General features: G+C 66.0%; 21 protein-coding genes. 13 read left to right on the top strand and 8 right to left on the bottom strand.

The features are described from left to right. The first annotated feature begins 351 nt into the window (after positions 1-351). The 10 genes from ACFDR9_RS13615 to ACFDR9_RS13570 all read left to right on the top strand — a co-directional run bounded on the left by ACFDR9_RS13615 (position 352) and on the right by ACFDR9_RS13570 (position 9,994). A complete protein-coding gene (locus ACFDR9_RS13615; protein WP_409031325.1) occupies positions 352-1,860 on the top strand; it encodes a DUF4080 domain-containing protein in 1,509 nt (502 codons plus the stop codon). Positions 1,861-1,918: 58 nt separating this feature from the next. Further along, a complete protein-coding gene (locus ACFDR9_RS13610) occupies positions 1,919-3,049 on the top strand; it encodes an ABC transporter permease (RefSeq protein ID WP_017878465.1) in 1,131 nt (376 codons plus the stop codon). Further along, a complete protein-coding gene (locus ACFDR9_RS13605) occupies positions 3,049-3,897 on the top strand; it encodes an ABC transporter ATP-binding protein (RefSeq protein WP_409031324.1) in 849 nt (282 codons plus the stop codon). The genes ACFDR9_RS13610 and ACFDR9_RS13605 overlap by 1 nt, the downstream gene beginning before the upstream one ends. Continuing rightward, positions 3,897-4,853 carry an MlaD family protein gene (locus ACFDR9_RS13600; protein WP_026133286.1) on the top strand — a complete coding sequence of 319 codons (957 nt, stop codon included), beginning with the start codon at positions 3,897-3,899 and terminating at the stop codon, positions 4,851-4,853. Before ACFDR9_RS13605 ends, ACFDR9_RS13600 begins: the two co-directional genes overlap by 1 nt. Before the next feature lie 8 nt (positions 4,854-4,861). After that, complete coding sequence (locus ACFDR9_RS13595; protein ID WP_409031323.1) at positions 4,862-5,488, top strand: ABC-type transport auxiliary lipoprotein family protein; 627 nt, start codon at positions 4,862-4,864, stop codon at positions 5,486-5,488. Beyond that, a complete protein-coding gene (locus ACFDR9_RS13590) occupies positions 5,485-6,624 on the top strand; it encodes a VanZ family protein (protein WP_017878461.1) in 1,140 nt (379 codons plus the stop codon). The genes ACFDR9_RS13595 and ACFDR9_RS13590 overlap by 4 nt, the downstream gene beginning before the upstream one ends. An 82-nt stretch (positions 6,625-6,706) precedes the next feature. Next, positions 6,707-7,024: a (2Fe-2S) ferredoxin domain-containing protein gene (locus tag ACFDR9_RS13585; protein ID WP_409031322.1), complete on the top strand. Its 318-nt coding sequence runs from the start codon at positions 6,707-6,709 to the stop codon at positions 7,022-7,024. Positions 7,025-7,052: 28 nt separating this feature from the next. Continuing rightward, positions 7,053-7,694 carry an alpha/beta hydrolase gene (locus tag ACFDR9_RS13580; protein ID WP_409031321.1) on the top strand — a complete coding sequence of 214 codons (642 nt, stop codon included), beginning with the start codon at positions 7,053-7,055 and terminating at the stop codon, positions 7,692-7,694. A gap of 96 nt (positions 7,695-7,790) precedes the next feature. Continuing rightward, positions 7,791-8,936 (top strand): D-alanyl-D-alanine carboxypeptidase family protein, encoded by a 1,146-nt coding sequence (locus ACFDR9_RS13575; protein WP_026133285.1) that lies wholly within the window; start codon positions 7,791-7,793, stop codon positions 8,934-8,936. A 131-nt stretch (positions 8,937-9,067) separates the two neighbouring features. Then, the gene (locus ACFDR9_RS13570) at positions 9,068-9,994 is read left to right on the top strand and encodes an aldo/keto reductase family oxidoreductase (RefSeq protein WP_017878457.1); all 927 of its coding nucleotides are present in this window, start codon (positions 9,068-9,070) and stop codon (positions 9,992-9,994) included. Between the two features lie 83 nt (positions 9,995-10,077). Here ACFDR9_RS13570 and pssA read toward each other — a convergent pair whose 3' ends face one another. Then, on the bottom strand, positions 10,078-10,869 hold the full coding sequence (pssA, locus tag ACFDR9_RS13565; protein WP_232429745.1) for a CDP-diacylglycerol--serine O-phosphatidyltransferase: 792 nt from the start codon (positions 10,867-10,869) through the stop codon (positions 10,078-10,080). 231 nt (positions 10,870-11,100) lie between these two features. Between pssA and ACFDR9_RS13560 the strand changes: the two genes are divergently transcribed. Both ACFDR9_RS13560 and ACFDR9_RS13555 read left to right on the top strand, forming a co-directional pair. Then, entirely contained in the window at positions 11,101-12,054 is a 954-nt protein-coding gene (locus ACFDR9_RS13560; protein ID WP_409031320.1) for a CAP domain-containing protein, read from the top strand. Between the two features lie 125 nt (positions 12,055-12,179). Then, positions 12,180-12,812, top strand: coding sequence for an Hpt domain-containing protein (locus ACFDR9_RS13555; protein ID WP_017878454.1), 633 nt, complete (start codon positions 12,180-12,182; stop codon positions 12,810-12,812). Positions 12,813-12,832: 20 nt separating this feature from the next. On the opposite strand, the gene ACFDR9_RS13550 is transcribed toward ACFDR9_RS13555, so the two are convergent. The 7 genes from ACFDR9_RS13550 to rpmH form a co-directional block, all read right to left on the bottom strand. Then, positions 12,833-13,042, bottom strand: a complete 210-nt coding sequence (locus ACFDR9_RS13550; RefSeq protein WP_017878453.1) for a hypothetical protein — start codon at positions 13,040-13,042, stop codon at positions 12,833-12,835. Positions 13,043-13,231: 189 nt separating this feature from the next. Continuing rightward, the gene (locus ACFDR9_RS13545) at positions 13,232-14,371 is read right to left on the bottom strand and encodes a glycerophosphodiester phosphodiesterase (RefSeq protein WP_409031329.1); all 1,140 of its coding nucleotides are present in this window, start codon (positions 14,369-14,371) and stop codon (positions 13,232-13,234) included. Between the two features lie 142 nt (positions 14,372-14,513). After that, on the bottom strand, positions 14,514-15,893 hold the full coding sequence (mnmE, locus tag ACFDR9_RS13540) for a tRNA uridine-5-carboxymethylaminomethyl(34) synthesis GTPase MnmE (RefSeq protein ID WP_409031319.1): 1,380 nt from the start codon (positions 15,891-15,893) through the stop codon (positions 14,514-14,516). Positions 15,894-16,056: 163 nt separating this feature from the next. Beyond that, positions 16,057-17,763, bottom strand: a complete 1,707-nt coding sequence (gene yidC / locus ACFDR9_RS13535; RefSeq protein WP_409031318.1) for a membrane protein insertase YidC — start codon at positions 17,761-17,763, stop codon at positions 16,057-16,059. A gap of 12 nt (positions 17,764-17,775) precedes the next feature. Then, positions 17,776-18,036, bottom strand: coding sequence for a membrane protein insertion efficiency factor YidD (yidD, locus tag ACFDR9_RS13530; protein WP_017878449.1), 261 nt, complete (start codon positions 18,034-18,036; stop codon positions 17,776-17,778). Further along, on the bottom strand, positions 18,033-18,443 hold the full coding sequence (gene rnpA / locus ACFDR9_RS13525) for a ribonuclease P protein component (protein ID WP_409031328.1): 411 nt from the start codon (positions 18,441-18,443) through the stop codon (positions 18,033-18,035). The genes yidD and rnpA overlap by 4 nt, the downstream gene beginning before the upstream one ends. Positions 18,444-18,466: 23 nt before the next feature. After that, entirely contained in the window at positions 18,467-18,601 is a 135-nt protein-coding gene (gene rpmH / locus ACFDR9_RS13520; protein WP_010401996.1) for a 50S ribosomal protein L34, read from the bottom strand. A gap of 487 nt (positions 18,602-19,088) precedes the next feature. Between rpmH and dnaA the strand changes: the two genes are divergently transcribed. Then, on the top strand, positions 19,089-20,492 hold the full coding sequence (gene dnaA, locus ACFDR9_RS13515) for a chromosomal replication initiator protein DnaA (protein ID WP_409031317.1): 1,404 nt from the start codon (positions 19,089-19,091) through the stop codon (positions 20,490-20,492). Positions 20,493-20,551: the final 59 nt, after the last annotated feature.

Genomic DNA, 20,551 nt, shown 5'->3' with positions numbered 1-20,551 from the left:
GCATTTGATAATTTAAGTATGCGGCGGACCGAAGTCCGCCGGCACCTTCATCAAATGCCCACATTTATCGACTGTTAATTGTTAAAGAACTTGTTCGGTACTGCCTGCGGCTTGTTGACAAAGCGTTCTGTTTGTCGGCCGCGAAGAAGAAAGAGTATGAAGCGTTTCGCTTGTTTCGTCAACTTCTATTTTCGCTACCCGTCGTTTCCGACCGGCCCTTTTTGCCCGGCATCTGCTGCCGCTCATTGGGGAGGCGAACTATAGCGAAGGCGCGGCGACTAAGCAAGCTTTATCCGGGCGAAGTGGGGCGGCAGCGTAAAATGGCTGCTTTCCCCGTTTTTGAAGCCCGTCATGACCATCCTGCTCTCCACCCTCAATGCCCGCTACACCCATGCCTCGCTGGGTCTGCGCTATTTAATGGCGAACATGGAAGCGCTGCAGGAGCGCACCCGCTTGCAGGAATTCGTGATCGGCACCAAGACCACCGAGATCGTCGAGCGCATCTTGCTGCACAAGCCGCGCATCGTCGGTTTCGGCGTCTATATATGGAACGTCGAGGAAACCACCAAGGTGGTGGCGATGCTCAAGCGGGTGGCGCCGGAGGTGGTCGTCGTGCTGGGCGGGCCGGAGGTGTCGTACGAGCCGGGCGAGCAGGCCATCGTCCAGGCGGCAGACTATTTGATCACCGGCTGGGGCGACGTGACCTTCCCCAAGCTGTGCGGCGAAATTCTCAACGGCCCCAAGCCGATCATGAAGATCCACGCCGGGGTGCAAGCGCCGCTGGCCGAACTGAAGCTGCCCTACTCCTTATATACCGACGACGACATCAAGAACCGCACCTTATATGTAGAGGCCTCGCGCGGCTGCCCGTTCAAGTGCGAGTTTTGCCTGTCGGCGCTGGACAAGACCGCCTGGCCGTTCAGCCTCGATCCCTTCCTGGCGGAGATGGAGGCGCTGCACGCGCGCGGCGCCCGCCTGTTCAAGTTCGTCGACCGCACCTTCAACCTGAACATCAAGACCAGCCTGAAGATCATGCAGTTCTTCCTCGATAAGCTGGAGGCCAATCCGGACGATCCGGTGTACGCCCACTTCGAACTGGTGCCCGACCACCTGCCGGACGCGCTCAAGGATGGCATCAGCAAGTTTCCGCCCGGCGCGCTGCAGTTCGAGATCGGCATCCAGAGCTTCAATCCGGCAGTGCAGGCGCTGGTCAGCCGCAAGCAGGACAACCAGAAGGCCGCCGAGAACATCCGCTGGCTGTGCGAGCAGTCGCACGCCCATTTGCACGTCGACCTGATCGCCGGCCTGCCGGGCGAGGACGTCGCCAGTTTCGCCCGCGGCTTCAACCGCCTGGTCGAGCTGAAGCCGCACGAGATCCAGTTCGGCATCCTCAAGCGCCTGCGCGGCACGCCCATCATCCGCCACACCGACACCTACGGCCTGGTGTTCGACCCGCACCCGCCCTACACCATCCTGGCCAACCAGCAGATCGACTTCATGACGATGCAGCGGCTGGTGCGCTTCGCCCGCTACTGGGACCTGGTGGCCAACTCGGGCCGCTTCGCCAACACCGTGCTGCACGTGATGGGTGAGGCGCCGTTCGAGAACTTCATGGACTTCTCCGACTGGCTGTACGCGAAGACCGACGCGACCCACCGCATCGCGCTCGACCGCCTGGCCAGCCTGGTGTCGCAATGGCTGCAAAGCCGCGGCATGAGCCTGCTCGAGGCGAACCTGCTGCTGGCCAGCGACTACGCCGGCCGCGATTCCGGCGGCACCAAGGCGAAGAGCGCGGCGGCGCCGGCGCAGCGCGCCGAGGCGTCGATCCCGCAGCGCCAGGCGCGCCATTTGGCCGCCTGAGCCGGCGCCGCTATGAACAGCGGTGGCGGTCCGCGCCAATCTCCCTTAAACTGAGGCCATGCCAATTTCACAAGCGCCTACCCTGACCCTCGACCCCAACGCCAAAACGACGCGCGCGGTGAGCGCCAGCGGCACCTGGCAGGTCCACGCGCTGGCGCAGGGCGACGCGATGGCCGGCATCGCCGCGCAGCTCAAGCCGCTGCAGGGCGACGCCGGCGTGGCCTGGGACCTGCGCCAGATCGACAGCATGGACCACATCGGCGCCCAACTGTTCTGGAACACCTGGGACAAGGCCCGGCCCAAGCAACTGCAATTGGCGCCGGCCCAGGAGGAATTCTTCAAGCGCATCGAGCAGGCCGGCGGCATCGAAGTGCCGCGCAGCCGCAAGGCGCGCCTGACCTCGGTGATGCTGCTGGGCCTCAAAATGCTCTCCTTCTTCGAGCACATGGCGGCCTTTATCGCCCTGGTCGGCCAGGTGGTGCAAGACCTCGGGCGCTTCCTGCGCCGTCCGGCGCGCGGGCCGTGGCGCGAAATCTCCGCCAACATCTACCACGCCGGCTTCCAGGCGCTCGGCATCACCGCCCTGGTCGGCTTCCTGATCGGCGTGGTGCTGTCCTACCTGTCGGCGCAGCAGTTGCGCGCCTTCGGCGGCGACATTTACCTGGTCAACCTGCTCGGCATGAGCGTGATCCGCGAACTCGGCCCGCTGCTGGCGGCGATCCTGGTGGCCGGGCGCTCCGGCTCCTCCATTACCGCGCAGCTGGGCGTGATGCGCGTCACCGAGGAACTCGACGCGATGCTGGTGATGGGCATTTCGCACGGCTTCCGCCTGATCATGCCAAAGGTGCTGGCCCTGGCCATCTCGATGCCGCTGCTGGTGATCTGGACCGACACCGCCGCGCTCATCGGCGGCATGGTGGCGGCCAAGATCGAACTGAACCTGTCGTCGCGCTACTTCATCCAGAAGCTGCCGGACGCGGTGCCGCTGGCGAACTACCTGATCGGCCTGGGCAAGGGCGTGGTGTTCGGCAGCCTGATCGCGCTGGTGTCCTGCCACTTCGGGCTGCGCATCAAGGCCAACACCGAAAGCCTGGGGCGCGGCACCACCACCGCCGTGGTCACGGCGATCACCGTGGTGATCCTGGCCGACGCCGTGTTCGCCATCGTCTTCAACGGCGTGGGCTACTGATGCAGGCGGGCGCAAGCCATTGCGGCGCCGAGGGCGCCTTCAGCCTGGACGGCGACGCCCCGGTGGTCGAGATCAGCAATCTGTGGACCAAGTTCGGCCGCACCGTGGTGCACCAGGACCTGAACCTGGCCATCGAGCGCGGCGAGATCCTGTCGATCGTCGGCGGCTCCGGCACCGGCAAGACCGTGCTGCTGCGCCAGATGCTAGGGCTGGAGCGGCCCTCGCGCGGCTGCGTGCGGGTGTTCGGCGAGGACATCAGCCAGGCCGACTCCGAACACCTGCAGCAGTTGCGCAACCACTGGGGCATGCTGTTCCAGCAGGGCGCGCTGTATTCGGCGCTGACGGTGTTCGACAACGTCGCGCAACCGATGCGCGAACTGCGCGCGCTGCCCGAGGACTTGATCCGCGACGCCGTCTTGTTGAAGATGAATATGGTCGGACTGGGGCCGGAGCACGCCAACAAGATGCCGTCCGACCTGTCCGGCGGCATGATCAAGCGGGTCGCGCTGGCGCGCGCGCTGGCGCTGGAGCCGAAACTGCTGTTCCTCGACGAACCCACCGCCGGGCTCGACCCGGACCTGTCGGAAACCTTCGTGGCGCTGATCCAGTCGCTGCACCGCGAGCTGGGCCTGACGGTGGTGATGGTCACGCACGACCTCGACACGCTGTTCGCGCTGTCGACGCGGATCGCCGTGCTGGCCGAAAAACACGTCATCGCCATCGGCCCGACGCGCGAGGTGATCCGCGTCGATCACCCGTTTATCAAACAATTTTTCCTCGGCGACCGCGGTCAACGCGCGCTGGCGGTGCTCGACGAGCGCCGCGCTGAAAAGAAACCGGAGGTGTAATGGAAAACCGATCGCACGCATTGATGACAGGCTTCTTCACCATCGTCCTTTTGGCGGCGGCGGTGTTGTTCGGGGTCTGGTTCAACCGCGACCGGGTCGAGCGCGAACCCTACCTGCTGGCCACCACGATGTCGGTGCCCGGCCTGAACGCGCAGGCGGCGGTGCGCTACCGCGGGCTGGAGGTGGGCAAGGTCGACGCCATCGATTTCGACCCGAAGGTGACCGGCCAGATCCTGGTCCACCTGAGCGTCGACAAGGGCACGCCGGTGACCGAGACCACCTACGCCTCGCTCGGCTACCAGGGCGTGACCGGGATCGCCTACGTCCAGTTGGACGACGAGCTGGTCGGCTCGAAGCGCCTGGCCACCAGCGCCGACAGCCCGTCGCGCATCCCGCTGCGCCCCGGCCTGTTCGACCAGCTGGAAAAACGCGGCAAGAAGATTCTCGACCAGGCCGAGGCGCTGACGGCCAAGGTGAACGAACTGGTCAGCCCGGCCAACCAGCAGGTGATGCTGGGCGCCTTCCGCGACGTCAGCAAGGCCGCCGACGCCTTCGGCGCGATCCCGCGGCAACTGGCGCCAACGCTGGCCAAGCTGCCCGAACTGACGGCGCAGGCGCAGCGCAGCCTGGACGCGGTGGCCGGCGCCGGCGCCGACGTCAGCAAAATGGCCAGGAACTACGAGGCGCTGGGGAACCGCCTGCAAGCGCCCGGCGGCACCCTCGACCAAATCACCGGCACGGTCGACCGGGTCGGCCTGTCGGTCGAGGCGATCACCGCCAGCATCGAACTCGACACGCTGCCGCACGTGATCGACCTGAGCGACGAGGCGCGCTCCTCCATGCGGGTGCTCAAGCGCACCATGGAAGGCCTCAACGAGCGCCCGCAAAGCATCCTGTTCGGTGCGCCGGAAGTGCCGCCCGGCCCCGGCGAAGCCGGTTTCACGGCACCACAATAAGGAGCACCATGACCACCACCCCGACCCGCCGCCTGGCCACGCTGGCCCTAGCCCTGGCCGCCGCCACGCTGGGCGGCTGCGCCAGCGCCCCGCCGACGACCACGCTGTACGACTTCGGCCCGCCGCCCGGCGCGGCGGCGCCGGCCGACGCCAACGGCGCCGCCGCTTCGGCGCTGGTGGTGGCCGACGTCACCGGGCCGTCCTGGCTGGACAGCCAGCGCATGTACTACCGCTTGCTGTACGCCGACGCCCAGCAATCGAGGCCGTACGCGCACAACCGCTGGAACAGCCCGCCGCTGCAGTTGCTCGGCGCGCGCCTGAAGTCGCGCATCGCCCAAAGCGGCGTGAAAGTGCTCGCGACCACCGACGCCGCCGCCGGCGCCGGCCTGCTGCGCGTCGAGGTCGACGACTTCTCGCACACCTTCGACAGCCAGAGCCAGAGCAGCGGCCGGCTGACGCTGCGCGCCTCGCTGTTCCGCAACCACCGCCTGGTCGACCAGCGCACCTTCAGCCGCGACAGCGCCGCCGCCAGCGCCGACGCGCTGGGCGGCGCCAAGGCGCTGGCGGCGGCGTCCGACGCGGTCGCCGCCGACATCATCGCCTGGCTGGCCGCACTGCCGTTGCGGAAAGAATGACCGAGCCCGCCACCCCCATCCCGACCGTCGGCAGCCAGGCCTCGCCGGCGGCGCGCGCGGCGCTGCTGGCCTATCTGCTGCTGATCGTCTACGCCAGCTGGTTTCCGTTCGCCGGCTGGCGCAACAGCGGCCTGCCGCCGCTGACCTTCCTCGAACACCTGGACATGCCGCGCTATTGGACCAAGTTCGACGTCGGTATCAACATCCTCGGCTACATCCCGTTCGGCGCGCTGCTGGTGTACTCGTGCTACCCGCGCTGCCGCGGCGTCGTCGCGGTGCTGCTGGCCAGCGCCTGCGGCATGCTGGTGTCGGGCGCGATGGAGGCGGTGCAATCCTACCTGCCGAGCCGGGTGCCGTCGAACCTGGACTTTTTCACCAACGCCGCCGGCGCCTGCGTCGGCGCGGTGCTGGGCGCGCTGTCGGCCAGGAAGCTGCTCGACCACAGCCACCTGTACCGGCTGCGCCAGCGCTGGTTCGCCCAGCACGCCAGCCAGGGCCTGGTGCTGCTGGCGCTGTGGCCGCTGGCGCAAATCTACCCGCAGGGCTATCTGTTCGGCCTGGGCCAGTTGCTGCCGATCCTGTCGGAATGGCTGTCGGCGCTGGCCGGCGTCGACATCGACCTGGCCGCCTACCTGCGCCCGGACACGGTGCTGACGGTCGAGCAGTACTGGCTGTCGGAGACCATCATCACCGCCTGCGGCATGACCGGCGCGGTGCTGGCCATGCTGTGCCTGCTGCGCCGTTCGGCGCCGAAGGCGCGCCTGGCGCTGGGCCTGATCGCCGCCGCGGTGCTGGTCAAGACGCTGGCCAGCGCGCTGCTGTTCGCGCCGGAAAACGCCTTCGTCTGGGTCACGCCCGGGGCCCAGGGCGGCTTCGTCATCGGCCTGATCATGCTGGGCGGGCTGGCCTTCGCGCCGGCGCAGGCGCAGCGCCGGGTGGCGGCCGCGACCTTGCTGCTGAGCCTGATCATCGTCAACACCACGCCGCTCAACCCCTACTTCATGGCGACGCTGCAAAGCTGGGTGCAGGGGCGCTTCCTCAACTTCAACGGCGCGGCGCAATTCCTTTCGCTGCTGTGGCCGTTTTTCGCGCTGTGGTTCCTGGCACTGCGCTCGCACAAGCTGAACCGGCCTTGACGCGGGTGCGCGCCCCCGCCCGCGACGATGGCGGCGGCGACGCGGTATCATGGCGCATCGACGAACCCGCACAAGGCACCCCATGAGCGACACACCCTATTTCGAACGCCACGTTTTCTTTTGCCTGAACAAACGCGACGACGGCCGCAACAGCTGCGGCGACCACGGCGCCGAGGCGGCCCAGAAGCACGCCAAGAAGCGCTGCAAGGAACTCAACATCAACGGCGCCGGCAAGGTGCGCATCAACCAGGCCGGCTGCCTGGACCGCTGCGAGGAGGGTCCGGTCATGGTGGTCTACCCGGAAGGCACCTGGTACACCTTCGTCGACACCAGCGACATCGACGAGATCGTCGACAGCCACCTGGTCGGCGGCAACATCGTCGAACGCCTGAAGATCTGACCTCCCCCGTGCCCACCGACTATACGACATGAATAAAAACTCAGAAAAATTCACCCTCGCCGGCCACGCCGGCAACATCGAGGGCTTGCTCGACCACCCGGCCGGCGCGCCGCGCGGCATCGCCCTGGTGGCGCACCCGCACCCGCTGTACGGCGGCACCATGGACAACAAGGTGGCGCAGACGCTGGCGCGCACCTTCGTCGCGCTCGGCTACGTCGCCGCGCGCATCAACTTCCGCGGCGTCGGCGCCTCCGAGGGCGTGCACGACCACGGCCACGGCGAAACCGACGACATGGCGCTGTTGCTGGCGCATATGCGGGCGCAGCATCCGGGCCTGCCGGTGGCGCTGGCCGGTTTTTCCTTCGGCACCTTCGTTCAGGCGCAGCTGCAGCAGCGCCTGGTCGCCGCCGGCACGCCGGCCGAGCGCCTGGTGCTGATCGGCAGCGCCGCCGGCAAATGGGCGATGCCGGCGATTCCCCCCGACAGCATCCTGATCCACGGCGAACTCGACGAGACCATCCCGCTGCGCGACGTCTTCGAATGGGCCCGGCCGCAAGACATTGCGGTGATCGTCATTCCCGGCGCCGACCACTTTTTCCACCGCAAACTACAGCACATCAAGTCGCTGGTGCTGCAACTGTGGCAAAGGGGCGGCGCGGACATGCCGTAAGGCTCTATAATTGTCGCTCTTTTTCCATCGGCCATGCACAAGCTTGCCCCGCAGCAGCATGGCCTTAGGCACCCTTTACTTTTCGATACAAGCCCCATGAAAAAACTCTTAGCGGCACTGGCCTCCAGTGTATTGTTCCTGTCCGCCGCATTCGCGCAAAGCGTGCCGGCGCCGACCATCGCGGCGAAGTCCTGGATCCTGGTCGACGCCACCAGCGGCCAGATCATCGCCGCGCAGGACCCGGACGCGCGCGTCGAACCGGCCTCCCTGACCAAAATCATGACGGCCTACCTGACGTTCGCCGCGCTGCGCGAGAAAAAACTCGACATCAAGCAGATGGTCAACGTCTCGACGCGGGCCTGGAAGGTCGACGCCAGCAGCTCGAAAATGTTCATCGACCCGGCCACCCCGGTCTCGATCGACGACCTGCTGCACGGCTTGATGATCCAGTCGGGCAACGACGCCGCCGTCGCGCTGGCCGAGGCCGTCGCCGGCGACGAGGGCACCTTCGTCACGCTGATGAACCGCGAAGCGGCGCGCATGGGCATGAAATCGACCCGCTTCGGCAACCCGCACGGCTTGCCGAGCGCCGACAACTACTCGACCGCGCAAGACCTGTCGGTGCTGGCCAAGCGCGTCATCGCCGACTACCCGGAGTTCTACAAGATCGACTCGGTGAAAAGCTTCACCTACAACAAGATCACCCAGCCGAACCGTAACCGCCTGCTGTGGCTGGACCCGACCGTCGACGGCATGAAAACCGGCCACACCGAAGCGGCCGGCTACTGCATGATCGCCTCGGCGCGCCGTCCCGGCGGCGCCGGCGAGCGCCGCCTGATCTCGGTGGTGCTGGGCACCTCGTCGGACCAGGCGCGCACCCAGGAAAGCCAGAAGCTGCTGAACTGGGGCTTCCAGAACTTCGACACCGTCAAGCTGTACTCGAAGGGCCAGGCCATCGCCACGCCGGAAGTGTGGAAGGGTTCGCAAAACACCGTCAAGATCGGCTTCGCCGGCGACGTGCTGGTGACGGTGCCGAAGGGCGTCGCCGCCAAGATGAAGCCGCTGCTCGAGCGCAAGGACCCGCTGGTCGCGCCGCTGGCGCAGAACAGCCGCGTCGGCTCGCTAAAAATGATGGTCGACGGCAAGGCGTTGCTGGAACTGCCGGTGGTAGCGCTGGAAACGGTGCCGCAGGCCAGCATCTTCGGCCGCGCCTGGGACTCGATGCGCCTATGGCTGAAATAAGCCGCATGGCTGCTTAACGCGATTTTCGTAGGTCGGATGACGCGTGCCGCTCATCCAACCTACGATAGAGAAGCCCGCCGCGAGCGGGCTTCGTCTTATAATCGGACCAAACGCCAACCCGAAAGCCCGCCATGACGCACGCCTTTCCCGCCGACCTGTGCTGCCCGCGCAGCCGCAGCAGCGCCAACGGCCCCGAGCTTTCGCGCGTGGTCGCCGGCATGTGGCGCCTGGGCGCCTGGGGCATGACGGCGCAGCAGCGCCTCGTTTTCGTCGAGCAGTGCCTCGAACTGGGCGTGACCAGTTTCGACCACGCCGACATCTACGGCGACTACGGCGCCGAAACCCTGTTCGGCGAGGCGCTGGCCTTGCAGCCGGCGCTGCGCGAGCGCATGCAGCTGGTCAGCAAGTGCGGCGTCAAGCTGGTCTCGGCGCACCGCCCGGAGCACGCGCTGCCGCACTACGACACCGGCGCCGCCCACATCGTCGCCTCGGCCGAGAACTCGCTGCGCCAGTTGCGCACCGACCGCCTCGACCTGCTGCTGATCCACCGGCCCGACCCGCTGATGGATTTCGACGAGATCGCGCAAGCGTTCACGCAGCTGCGCCGGGACGGCAAGGTGCTGCATTTCGGCGTCTCCAACTTCAGCCGGCACCAGTTCGAGAGCCTGCACCGGCGCTTCGCGCTGGCCACCAACCAGGTCGAATGCTCGCCGCTGCACTTGGCGCCGCTGTTCGACGAGACCTTCGACGGCTTGCAGGACCTGGGCGTGGCGCCGATGATCTGGTCGCCGCTGGCCGGCGGACGCCTGTTCCAGGCCGGCGACGCCAACGGCGAGCGCCTGCGCGCGGTGATCAAGGAGATCGCCGACCGCCTGCAGCGCCCGTTCGCCAGCGTGGTCTTCGCATGGATCATGCAACTGCCGTGCCGGCCGCTGCCGCTGACCGGCACCGGCCGCGTCGAGGCGGTCGCGGTGGCCGTCGAGGCGACCCAATTCACGCTCGGCCGCGGCGACTGGTTCGCCATCCTGCGCGCGGCGCGCGGCCACGACGTGGCCTGAGGCGCCGCAAGGACTATTACCACCCGCGGTTACGCCGTTGGCTTACACGGCGTCCGCGGCGTCACGCGGCCGCCGGCCGCCACTCAAATCGCCTCGTCGTCGGGATATACCTCGGGCGGCGCGATGCCGCGCCAACCCAGATACCAGGCCAGGTTCAGCGCCACGGTCAGCGTGATGTAGGCGGCGAAGAACCAGACGAAGAAGCTGGTCGTCAGCCAGACCAGCAAGCCGACGTTGAGCAGCAGGACCAGCAGCGCGACCAGGCTTTTCTTTTGCTTCGAGCTGGGAAAGCGCAGCGTCGACACCATTAGGCTACCCACGCCGAACAGCAGCAGCACCAGCCAATACCCCTGCGCCGCCGTGCTCAGCGGCGCAGGCCAGGCCACCACCACGGCCGCCACGCAGGCGGCGCCGGCGGTGATCGGTATGCCGACGAAGTAGCGCGGGTCGGTGCGCCCGACGTTGACGTTGAAGCGCGCCAGCCGCATCGCGCCGCAGGCGACGAAGAAAAAGCTGGCCATGCCGCCCAGACGCAGCAACTGCGGGTCGTGCCCGCCCATCGAGACAAAGCCGTAGCAATACAGCAGCACCGCCGGGGCGCAGCCGAAGTTCATCACGTCGGCGATCGAGTCGAGCTGCATGCCGAACTGCGAACTGGTGCCGGTGGCGCGGGCGACGTAGCCGTCGAGCGCGTCGAACACCCCGGCCAGCACCAGCAGCGCGGCGGCCAGGCGGTAATCGGCCGGGCTGCCGACGGCGGCGTTGTCGACCGAGATGACGATACTGGCAAAGCCGCAGGCGATCGACAACAGGGTGACCAAACTGGGCAGGGCGTACTTGGCGCGCTGCAGGCGCGTCTTGCTGGAAGAGTTCAAATTGTCGGCAATCAAAGAGGCGGTGGAAAGGCGCGCGGCTGAGCGCGCCTTCGAATCAATCCCGTATTCTACTCCGCGGGGCGGCGGCCGCCGCACGGCTGGGATACAAGAAAAAGTTGCCTGGTGGATTCCTTCAGATCGAGAAATCGATTAAAATCAAGCTCTTATCCAGCCGAACCGTCATACGGGGCGCGCACCAGACCCATCCTTCCGCGACAGGAGTACTTTCCCATGGCACCTTTGCAACGTTTGTCTATCTCAATCTCAGCGCTGCTGGCGACCGGACTGTTGGCCGGATGTGGCGGTGGCGGCGGCGGTGGCGGCGCGGTCACACCAACCACCCCGGTCGTGGTGGTGGAAGCGGGCGCGCCCGTCTTGACTGGCGACACGGCGACCGACGGCTACAACTGGTTTAATTTTCGCCGCAAGCAAATGGGCCTGAGTCAACTGACGCGCAGCACCGCGCTGGACGGCGTCACGCAGGGACATTCGAACTACATGCGCCTCAACACCGCCAAACCGGACGCCAGCTTACATAACCAAACGTCAGGCAATCCGGGCTTTACCGGCGTCGACTTGAAGGCGCGCCTGACGGCCGCCTCTTACGACGTGCCGCAACAAGGCTATTTCGCCTCCGAAGTCATCGCGGCGGCGAGCACACCGGCGGGCGAGGTGTTGGCGGAGGAATTGGTCACGGCAATTTACCACCGCTTCGCCGTCTTCGAGCCGGCGCTGAAGGAAGCCGGCGCCGGCGCCCGCATGACTAGCTCCGGCCTGACCTATTTCACCACGAACTTTGGCGCCCGCGGCGGCATAGGGCCTGGCGTGGGGACGGGGAAAATCGCCTCCTATCCGTTTGCGGGCCAGATCAATGTCCAGACGTTCTTTCTTAGCGACACAGAAGCGCCCGATCCTATTCCCGACAAAAATGAAGTGGGCTATCCGATCAGCGTCCACGCCGACTACAACACGCCGATCGTCGTCAGCTCGTTTACGCTGAACCCGCGCGGCGGCGCCAAGCTGGAAGTAAAATACATCGCGCCGGACAGCGATTACACGCCAGTCTCGGCGGCGGCTATCGTTCCGATGTCCAGGTTGAGCGCAAAAACCGTCTACGACGTCAGCTTCTCCGGCACGGTGGGCGGCGCCCAAGTCACCCAAAACTGGTCCTTTACCACCCGTTAAAAAGGGCGGCACCCGCGCGCTTCCCGGCGGCGGCCGTTTCCTTCGGTCCGCCGCCGTTTTTGCGTGGACTTCCTGGCTAACTCTGCTATCGTTACAGCTTCAGTCATCCCGTCCGCAGAGCAGGCATGATGAAACCAACGACTCCACCAACCACCGCAACCGGCGCCGCGCCGGCGCCGCCCGTCCTCGACACCGAGGACGGGCTCGACCGCATCATGGGCGACCGCGTCCTCTACTTCAAACTATTGCGGCGCTTCCAGCACGACCACCACAGCACGCCGCACCAGATCCGCCACGCGCTCGAGGCCGGCCTGTACGCCCCGGCCCAGCTGAAGGCGCACACGCTCAAGGGCGCCGCCGGCATGATAGGCGCCGGCGCCGTGTACCACCTGGCCGGGGCGTTGGAGGCGGCGCTGCGGGCCCAGTCCAACGCGCTCGAGCAAGCGCTCGGGCAGCTCGAGCTGGCTTTGGCCGAACTACTCCACGCCATCAGCGCGGCCTTGCCGGACGCCACGCAACAGCATGTGGCGCCGCCCGTCACGGTACCCGACCCGGACGCGCCGGCCACGCTGGCCCTGCTGGCGCGCCTGGCCGCGCTGTTGCGGGAAGGCGACGGCGGCGCCATCGACGTGCTGGAGAGTTCGGCCAGCGTGCTGGCGGCCAGCCTGGGTTTGAGCGTCTACCAGGAAGTGGCGGCGGCGGCCCATGAGTTCGACTTCGACGGCGCCTGGCACGCGCTGACGCGGCGCCGTCAATAAGCGCCCGGTAAGCGAGCGGATCAACCGCTGTACGCGGACTCTTCGTCGAAAGAGTCGGCGCAACCCCTGCCGCAAAAGCGGCGCACGCTGTCGAGCGGCTTTTCGCAGTACCAGCACGCGCCCTTGGGCGGCAAGGCCTGGCGCGCGCGCGCCGGCGACGCGGGCGCTGGCGACGGCGCGCCGGCGGCGTCAGTGTCGGCGTCGGACGCCGCGACCGGTTTCGTTTCCAAAATTGCCCCCTTTCCTCGCCGCGCATCAAGCCTGATAGCAAGGTTACGTCAGCGGAATTTTAGAGGCATGAGAATTCTCAAGCGCGCGCGGCAGCTCGCCCGGAGAGTGTCAGAATATGGAAAACTCATGCGTTACGGCCGGCGCGGCGGAGTTGTGTCCAGAGATCCGCCACCCCACAAAAGCCGCCCTTACTTCTTGGTAAACGCGGTGACGGCGGCGCGGCCAACCGCGGGGTCGTCGGTAAAGAAGCCGTCGATGCCGGCCTTCAAATAGGCGGTGATTTCGGCCGCCGAGTCGCCGCGCTGGCTCAACGACGTGACAACGGGGGCGCGCATGCTCACCGGCAGGAAAGGATTTTCCGGACGCAAGGTCCAGGTATGCACCTTCAGGCCGGCCGCGTGGGCGTCGGCGACGAAGCTGGTGGCCGCCCCCAGCTCATTGGCGGCGGTGCGCGGGATGATGACCTCCTTGTACGGCGACACGACGTCGGCGTAGACGGCGATCTCCTTGAGTCCGGCCGGCGTCACCATGTCGGCGTAGGTGCGGCCGTTTTTGGCGACCACGAAATCGTAGGGCGCGTTGCGCGGCGCCCCGTTCGGCGCCGGCGGATTCTTCGGATTGTCGATCAGCTGGACGATGCGCATCTTGGTCAGCGAACGCAATTCCTTCAGGTTGGCCACTTCGAACGACTGCAGGTACACGGCGGCGTCCTTGCCGCGGTAGCCGCCGGCCACCAATTGGTCGACCAGGCGCTTTTCCAGCGGCAGGCCAATCTCCTTGAAGTAGCTCGGATGCTTGGTTTCCAGATAAATGCCGATGGTGCGCCCCTTGGCGAGGGTCTCCTTCTTGACCAGGTCCAGCACCTCTTGCAGCGTCGGGATCTCGAACTGGCCGTCGTAGGCGGTGTTGGCCGGGCGGTTCGCCGGAATGCGCTCCTTGGCGCGCAAGGTTTTCAATTCGGCCAGCGTGAAGTCTTCGGTGAACCAGCCGGTGACCGGTATGCCGTCGATGGTCTTGGTGGCTTTCCGGGTGGCGAACTTGAGAATACCGGCGACGTCGGTGGTGCCGCCGATCTCGTTTTCATGGCGCGCCACGAGCACGCCGTCCTTGGTGCTGACCAGGTCCGGCTCGATGATGTCGGCGCCGTCGTCGATGGCCTTCTGGTAGGAGGCCAGCGTGTGCTCCGGACGCAGCGCCGAGGCGCCGCGGTGGCCGGTCACGGTCGGCTGCGGCGGCCAGGCGGAGCCCGGGTTCAGCAGGTCGACGGCGTCGTTGCCGCCGCACGCGGACAGGAAAACCGCCACGCTGGCGGCGCAGAGCAGGGACATGGTCGGGCGGTGCAGGGTGCGAGTCACGATGGGTATCCAGTGTCACGTTAAAAGTGAAACAATTGTATCAACTTTACATGACCGCGGCGTGACCGCCGCGAGCGCGCCATCCGCCCCGGGCCCACACGCCCCGGTAGCGCCGCTATTTGCCGATGCAGAAGCGGCTGAAGATGACGCCCAGCAAATCGTCCGACGAGAACGCGCCGGTGATGCTCGACAGCTGCACCTGCGCCAGCCGCAGCTCCTCGGCGAACAGGTCGAGCGACTGGTCGCTCTGGGCCGCGTGCAGCGCCGCCAGGTCGAGGTGCTTGCCGGCCGACTTCAGCGCGATCAGGTGGCGTTCGCGCGCCAGGTACAGCGACTCGCCGGTCTGCTGCCAGCCGGCGATGCGCAGCAGTTCGGCGCGCAGCAGGTCGATGCCGATATGCTCGTGCGCCGACAGGTAGACGTGGGTGGCGTCGTCCATCGGGTCGACCGCCGGCTTGTGGCCCGACAGGTCGATCTTGTTCCAGATCCGCAGCACCGGCACGCCGTCCGGGAAGGCCGCGACGATGCCCTCGTCGGCGCGGGTCGGGCCGTGGTCGGCGTCGAGCAGGTGCAGGATCACGTCGGCCTTGCCGACCTCGCCCCAGGTGCGTTCGATACCGATGCGCTCGACCAGGTCGACGTCGTCGTTGATGGCGCGGATGCCGGCGGTGTCGATAATATTGAGCGGAATGCCCTCGATCTGGATGGTTTCGCTGACCTTGTCGCGGGTGGTGCCGGCGATCGGCGTGACGATGGCGACGTCGGCCCCGGCCAGCGCGTTCAGCAGCGAGGACTTGCCGACGTTGGGCTGGCCCACCAGCACCACGTTCAAGCCTTCGCGCAGCAAGGCGCCCTGGGCCGCCTGCTGGAACACCTTGCGCAGCGCCCCGATGACGCCGTCAAGCCGGCCGCGCGCGTCCGACTTCTCCAGGAAGTCGATTTCCTCCTCGGGGAAGTCGAGCGTGGCCTCGACCAGCATGCGCAGGCCGGTGACCTGCTCGACCAGCGCGTGGATGGTTTTCGAGAACGCGCCCGAGAGCGACTGCGAGGCCGACTTCGCCGCCGCCTCGGTGGAGGCGTCGATCAGGTCGGCCACGGCCTCGGCCTGGGCCAGGTCGAGCTTGTCGTTGAGGAAGGCGCGGCGGGTGAATTCGCCCGGCTCGGCCAGGCGCAGGCCGATCTCGCGGCCGGCTTCGAGCACGCGCGCCAGCAGCATTTGCAGCACCACCGGGCCGCCATGGCCCTGCAACTCCAGCACGTCCTCGCCGGTGTACGAGTGCGGCCCCTTGAAATGGATGGCGATGCCCTGGTCGATGAGGGCGCCGGCGGCGTCGGTGAACGGCAGATAGGTCGCGTGGCGCGGCTGCAAGGTGGCCGCGCCGAACAGCGCGGCCTGCAGCGCCGCCAGGTTTTTACCGGAGGCGCGTACCACGCCGATGCCGCCGCGGCCGGGGGCGGTGGCGATGGCGGCGATGGGGGAAGAGTCGAGTTTCATCGTGTGATTGTAATTTATCGGGGCGCCGGGCGGGCGTAAAACAGCGGCGAACTGGGGACAGACCACGATTCCCGGGAAATACTTTCCCGGAAATCGTGGTCTGTCCCCGACATGAAAAAAGCCCGCGCTGGGCGGGCTTTTTTGCGAACCGGGCAAGCCGGTTTTATTTGAGCAGCGAGATCGGCGTCGACGGCGCGTACTTCTTGGTGATCACCCATTGCTGGCCGATCGACAGGACGTTGTTGACGACCCAGTACAGCACCAGGCCGGACGGGAAGAAGAAGAACATGACCGAGAACGCCAGCGGCATGAACAACATCATCTTGGCCTGCATCGGATCGGCCGGCGCCGGGTTCAGCTTGGTGGTGATATACATCGAGATCGCGTACAGCACCGGCAGGATGAACCAAGGGTCGGGGTCGGCCAGGTTGGTGATCCAGCCGATCCACGGCGCGCCGCGGATTTCAACCGACGCCTGCAAGACCCAGTACAGCGCCAGGAACACCGGCATTTGCACCAGGATCGGCAGGCAGCCGCCCAGCGGATTGATCTTCTCGGTCTTGTACAGCTCCATCGTGGCCTGGTTCATCTTGGCCGGGTCGCCCTTGTGGCGCTCGCGGATGGCCTGCATCTTCGGCGTGACGACCTTCATCTTGGCCATGCTGCGGTAGCCGGCGGCCGACAGCGGGAAGAACAGCAATTTGATCAGGACCGTGAAGGCGATGATGGTCCAGCCCCAGTTGCCCAGCACTTTGTGGATCTGTTCCATGACCCAGAAGATCGGCTTGGCGATAATCGTCAGCATGCCGTAGTCCTTCACCAGGTCCAGGCCTTCGGCGACCGGCTCGAGCAACTTGGCTTGCTGCGGGCCGGAGTACAGCTTGGCGCTGTTGGTGATGGTGGCGCCGGGCGCCAGCGTACCGAGCGGCATGACGACGCCGACCGCGTAGGTGTTGTTGCCGACCTTCTTGGTGAAGATGTCGCGCGCGACCTTATCCTGCGGCACCAGGGCCGAGACGAAGAAGTGCTGCGAAATCGCCACCCAGCCGTTGTCGGCGTGGGTCGGATGGTCCGGCACGACCTTGCGGTCCGGCTTGGCCAGCTGCTCGGCGTCTTCCTTCTCGATCTTCTCGAACGTCAGCTTCTTGTACTTGTCGGCGGCGGTGTACAGCGTCGGGCCGGTGTAGCTGCTGTTGAAGTAGGAGTCGCCGGCCGGCTTGTGGCCGTCGTGCACCAGCTGCATGTACAGCTCAGGCTTGACCGGCGCGGCGCCGACGTTGCTGACGTCGTGGCGCACGTCGATGACGTAGTCGCCGCGCTTGAACGTGAAGGTCTTGGTCAGCTTGACGCCGCCTTCGACCGCTTCCAGCACGAGCTGGACCTGGTTGCCGCCGTCCAGCGCGCGCGCGCCGGGCTGGGCCGCGAACACCGTCTGGTGGGTCGGAAAGCTGCCGGCGGTGGCGCCCACCAGGCCGGTTTGCGCCAGGTAGGTTTTGCCGGCGCCGGCGTTGACGTCGAACAGGACCTGGTTTTTCTTCTGGTCGATACCATCCTTGAACTGCAACAGTTCCAGGCGCACCAGCTGGCCGCCGAGGGTGTCGATGTCGGCCTTGACGACGTCGGTGGTGACGCTGATGCGCTCACCCTTGGCGGCGGCCGCCGGCGCGAGCGCGCCCGGCAGCGCCGCGGCGCCGGTGGCCGCGCCTACCGCGGCGGGCAGGTCGGACGTGGCGCCGGGCGCCTTCGCGGCCTGCTGCGCCGCCGGGGCGAAGAACGACGGGTGCTTGTTCGAGACCATCCACTGATCCCAAAGGAAGAACAGCGACACGGAAAACACGATCCACAGGATGGTACGTTTATTGATATCCATTAGGGTATTTTGTCAGGAGTGGTTGCAACCGCAAGCGGTCGTTGAAGATGTGCCGCCGTCGGCCGGCGGGACGGGGTCGAAGCCGCCCTCGTGCCAGGGATGGCAACGGCCGAGGCGTTTGGCCGCCAGCCAGCTGCCCTTGGCGGCGCCGTGCAGGCCGATCGCCTCCAGCGCGTAACTGGAACAACTCGGGTAAAAACGGCAATTCTGCCCGAGCATCGGGCTGATCGCCAGTTTGTAGGCGCGCAGCAAGAGCAGCAGCACGCTTTTCATGGGGCTTTCCGGGCCTGTTGCGAGGCGAACAGACGAGTCAGTTCGACGCGCAGCTCCGCCTTCAGCTGGGCCGTCGTGGCCGGACCGGCCTTGCTGTTGACCGCCTTCGACAGGCGCACCACGCAGTCGAGCGGCGCCAGGTTCGAGGTGCGGAACAACTCGCGCGTGACGCGCTTGATCGTGTTGCGGGTCGCCGCGCGCGGCGCGAAACGCTTCGCCACCACGACGCCCAGCCGCGCATGCGGCAAGTCGTTCTGGCGGGTGTACAGCACGAAGTGCGCGGTTTTTTGCGCCGGACGCAAACGAAAAACGGATGAAAATTCATCCGTTTTAACGATGCGCCGAACGCGTGCGAAGTCGTGGGAACCTTCGCCTGAATTGCCGACTGTGTTAGTGCAGCTAGTCACGCGATCAGCTGGCAAAGACTGGCCTATACGGCCAGACGTTTGCGGCCTTTTGCACGACGTGCATTGAGCACATCACGGCCGCCACGGGTGGCCATACGAGCGCGGAAGCCGTGCGTACGCTTGCGGCGGACGACGGAAGGTTGGTAAGTACGTTTCATGTTGGTCTCGCTAAAAACAAAAAAAATGCAAAATCGGGTCTGACGTCCCGTCAGTTTTTGGTGCCAATGACAATCGCGCACTTATGCCAAGGCACAAGCTGGCCAGTCTCATCGCCCGCTTAATCCACGCTTACTCCATATTGTCGTTCAAGTGAATAAACACGGAATACGGGCGGGGAACCCTGAATTATTCAGCATATGCCCCCCTGTTGTCAAGCATCACCGTCGACGCCGGTGAAATCGGCGCGCCGCGGCGGCCGTGGCGCGGCCCGCGCGCGACGCCGCTACGCCCGTGCCGGCGGCCCCGGCGCGGCGCGGCGGCGCGCAAAAAACAAGCGTGCCTGTGGATAACTTTCGCCGGCGAGAGTAGAATAGCGCGTTACGTGTGGCGAGCCCTCGCGCGATCCTTGCAGTTGTGGCAACACTGCACGCGGTTCGCACAGGGCAGTATCGATACGCCCTCCCACACCTTTTCACATAGACATTCATGGACAATTTCTGGCAGACCTGTTCCGCGCAATTGGAACTGGAGCTGACACCGCAACAATTCAGCGCGTGGATCAAACCGCTCATCGCCCTCGACTACGAGGACGGAAAGTTGCGCATTGCCGCGCCCAATCGTTTCAAGCTGGACTGGGTCAAGACCCAGTTCGCCAGCCGCATCAGCGCGCTCGCGGTGCAGTACTACGAAGGTCCGACCGAGGTCCAGTTCGTGCTCGACCCGCGCCTGGCCCTGCCGAAAAAGCCGGCGGCGCCGACCGCCAGCCCCGCCAGCGACCCGAACGGCGGCGCCGCGCCGGCCAACCGCGCCGCCGACGCGGTGCCCAGCGTGCCCGAGCTGTTCAACATCGGCAACTCGCCGCGGCGCGAACAAAGCCGCATCAACACCGACCTGACCTTCGACAGCTTCGTCACCGGCAAGGCCAACCAGCTGGCGCGCGCCGCCGCGATCCAGGTCGCCAACAACCCGGGCGTGTCGTACAACCCGCTGTTTTTCTACGGCGGCGTCGGCCTGGGTAAGACCCATTTGATCCACGCCATCGGCAACCAGGTGATGGCCGACCAGCCGGGCGCGAAGATCCGCTACATCCACGCCGAGCAGTACGTGCGCGACGTCGTCACCGCCTACCAGCGCAAGGGCTTCGACGACTTCAAGCACTACTACCATTCGCTGGACATGCTGCTGATCGATGATATCCAGTTCTTCGGCGGCAAAAGCCGCACGCAGGAAGAGTTTTTCTACGCCTTCGAGGCGCTGATCGCGGCGAAAAAGCAGATCATCATCACCAGCGACACCTATCCGAAAGAGATCACCGGCATGGACGACCGCCTGATCTCGCGCTTCGACTCCGGCCTGACGGTGGCGATCGAGCCGCCGGAGCTGGAAATGCGCGTCGCCATTTTGCTCAAGAAAGCCAAGCAGGAAGGCGTCACCTTCTCCGACGACGTCGCCTTCTTCGTCGCCAAGCACCTGCGCTCGAACGTGCGCGAGCTCGAAGGCGCGCTGCGCAAGATCCTGGCGTACTCGCGCTTCCACGGCAAGGACATCACGATCGACATCGTCAAGGAGGCGCTGAAGGACTTGCTGTCGGTGCAGAACCGCCAGATCTCGGTGGAGAACATCCAGAAGACCGTGGCCGACTTCTTCAACATCAAGGTCGCCGACATGTACTCGAAGCGGCGCCCGGCCAATATCGCCCGGCCGCGGCAGATCGCGATGTACCTGGCCAAGGAATTGACGCAGAAGAGCCTGCCGGAAATCGGCGAGCTGTTCGGCGGGCGCGACCACACCACGGTCTTGCACGCGGTGCGCAAGATCGCCCTGGACCGCACCAAGAACCCGGAGTGCAACCACGAACTACACGTGCTGGAGCAGACGCTGAAGGGCTAAGTAGGTCGGCTTACGCCAGCGGCTGACCGCCGCGGAAAGGGGCCAGCGGGACTGGCCGG

This window comes from Janthinobacterium sp. CG_23.3, from assembly GCF_046115965.1.
Taxonomy (GTDB): Bacteria; Pseudomonadota; Gammaproteobacteria; order Burkholderiales; family Burkholderiaceae_D; genus Janthinobacterium.
Note: the sequence above shows the minus strand (reverse complement) of the source record. Positions and strands in the feature narration are given on the sequence as shown.

What these genes read in the sequence shown, in the direction of transcription:
- dnaA (WP_409031317.1), top strand. Translation starts at nt 19,089, where the DNA reads ATGGACAATTTCTGGCAGACCTGTTCCGCGCAATTGGAACTGGAGCTG.
- ACFDR9_RS13575 (WP_026133285.1), top strand. Translation starts at nt 7,791, where the DNA reads ATGAAAAAACTCTTAGCGGCACTGGCCTCCAGTGTATTGTTCCTGTCC.
- ACFDR9_RS13560 (WP_409031320.1), top strand. Translation starts at nt 11,101, where the DNA reads ATGGCACCTTTGCAACGTTTGTCTATCTCAATCTCAGCGCTGCTGGCG.
- ACFDR9_RS13570 (WP_017878457.1), top strand. Translation starts at nt 9,068, where the DNA reads ATGACGCACGCCTTTCCCGCCGACCTGTGCTGCCCGCGCAGCCGCAGC.
- mnmE (WP_409031319.1), bottom strand. Translation starts at nt 15,893, where the DNA reads ATGAAACTCGACTCTTCCCCCATCGCCGCCATCGCCACCGCCCCCGGC.
- ACFDR9_RS13580 (WP_409031321.1), top strand. Translation starts at nt 7,053, where the DNA reads ATGAATAAAAACTCAGAAAAATTCACCCTCGCCGGCCACGCCGGCAAC.
- yidC (WP_409031318.1), bottom strand. Translation starts at nt 17,763, where the DNA reads ATGGATATCAATAAACGTACCATCCTGTGGATCGTGTTTTCCGTGTCG.
- ACFDR9_RS13600 (WP_026133286.1), top strand. Translation starts at nt 3,897, where the DNA reads ATGGAAAACCGATCGCACGCATTGATGACAGGCTTCTTCACCATCGTC.
- ACFDR9_RS13545 (WP_409031329.1), bottom strand. Translation starts at nt 14,371, where the DNA reads ATGTCCCTGCTCTGCGCCGCCAGCGTGGCGGTTTTCCTGTCCGCGTGC.
- rpmH (WP_010401996.1), bottom strand. Translation starts at nt 18,601, where the DNA reads ATGAAACGTACTTACCAACCTTCCGTCGTCCGCCGCAAGCGTACGCAC.
- yidD (WP_017878449.1), bottom strand. Translation starts at nt 18,036, where the DNA reads ATGAAAAGCGTGCTGCTGCTCTTGCTGCGCGCCTACAAACTGGCGATC.
- ACFDR9_RS13555 (WP_017878454.1), top strand. Translation starts at nt 12,180, where the DNA reads ATGATGAAACCAACGACTCCACCAACCACCGCAACCGGCGCCGCGCCG.
- ACFDR9_RS13585 (WP_409031322.1), top strand. Translation starts at nt 6,707, where the DNA reads ATGAGCGACACACCCTATTTCGAACGCCACGTTTTCTTTTGCCTGAAC.
- ACFDR9_RS13610 (WP_017878465.1), top strand. Translation starts at nt 1,919, where the DNA reads ATGCCAATTTCACAAGCGCCTACCCTGACCCTCGACCCCAACGCCAAA.
- ACFDR9_RS13605 (WP_409031324.1), top strand. Translation starts at nt 3,049, where the DNA reads ATGCAGGCGGGCGCAAGCCATTGCGGCGCCGAGGGCGCCTTCAGCCTG.
- ACFDR9_RS13615 (WP_409031325.1), top strand. Translation starts at nt 352, where the DNA reads ATGACCATCCTGCTCTCCACCCTCAATGCCCGCTACACCCATGCCTCG.
- ACFDR9_RS13595 (WP_409031323.1), top strand. Translation starts at nt 4,862, where the DNA reads ATGACCACCACCCCGACCCGCCGCCTGGCCACGCTGGCCCTAGCCCTG.
- ACFDR9_RS13590 (WP_017878461.1), top strand. Translation starts at nt 5,485, where the DNA reads ATGACCGAGCCCGCCACCCCCATCCCGACCGTCGGCAGCCAGGCCTCG.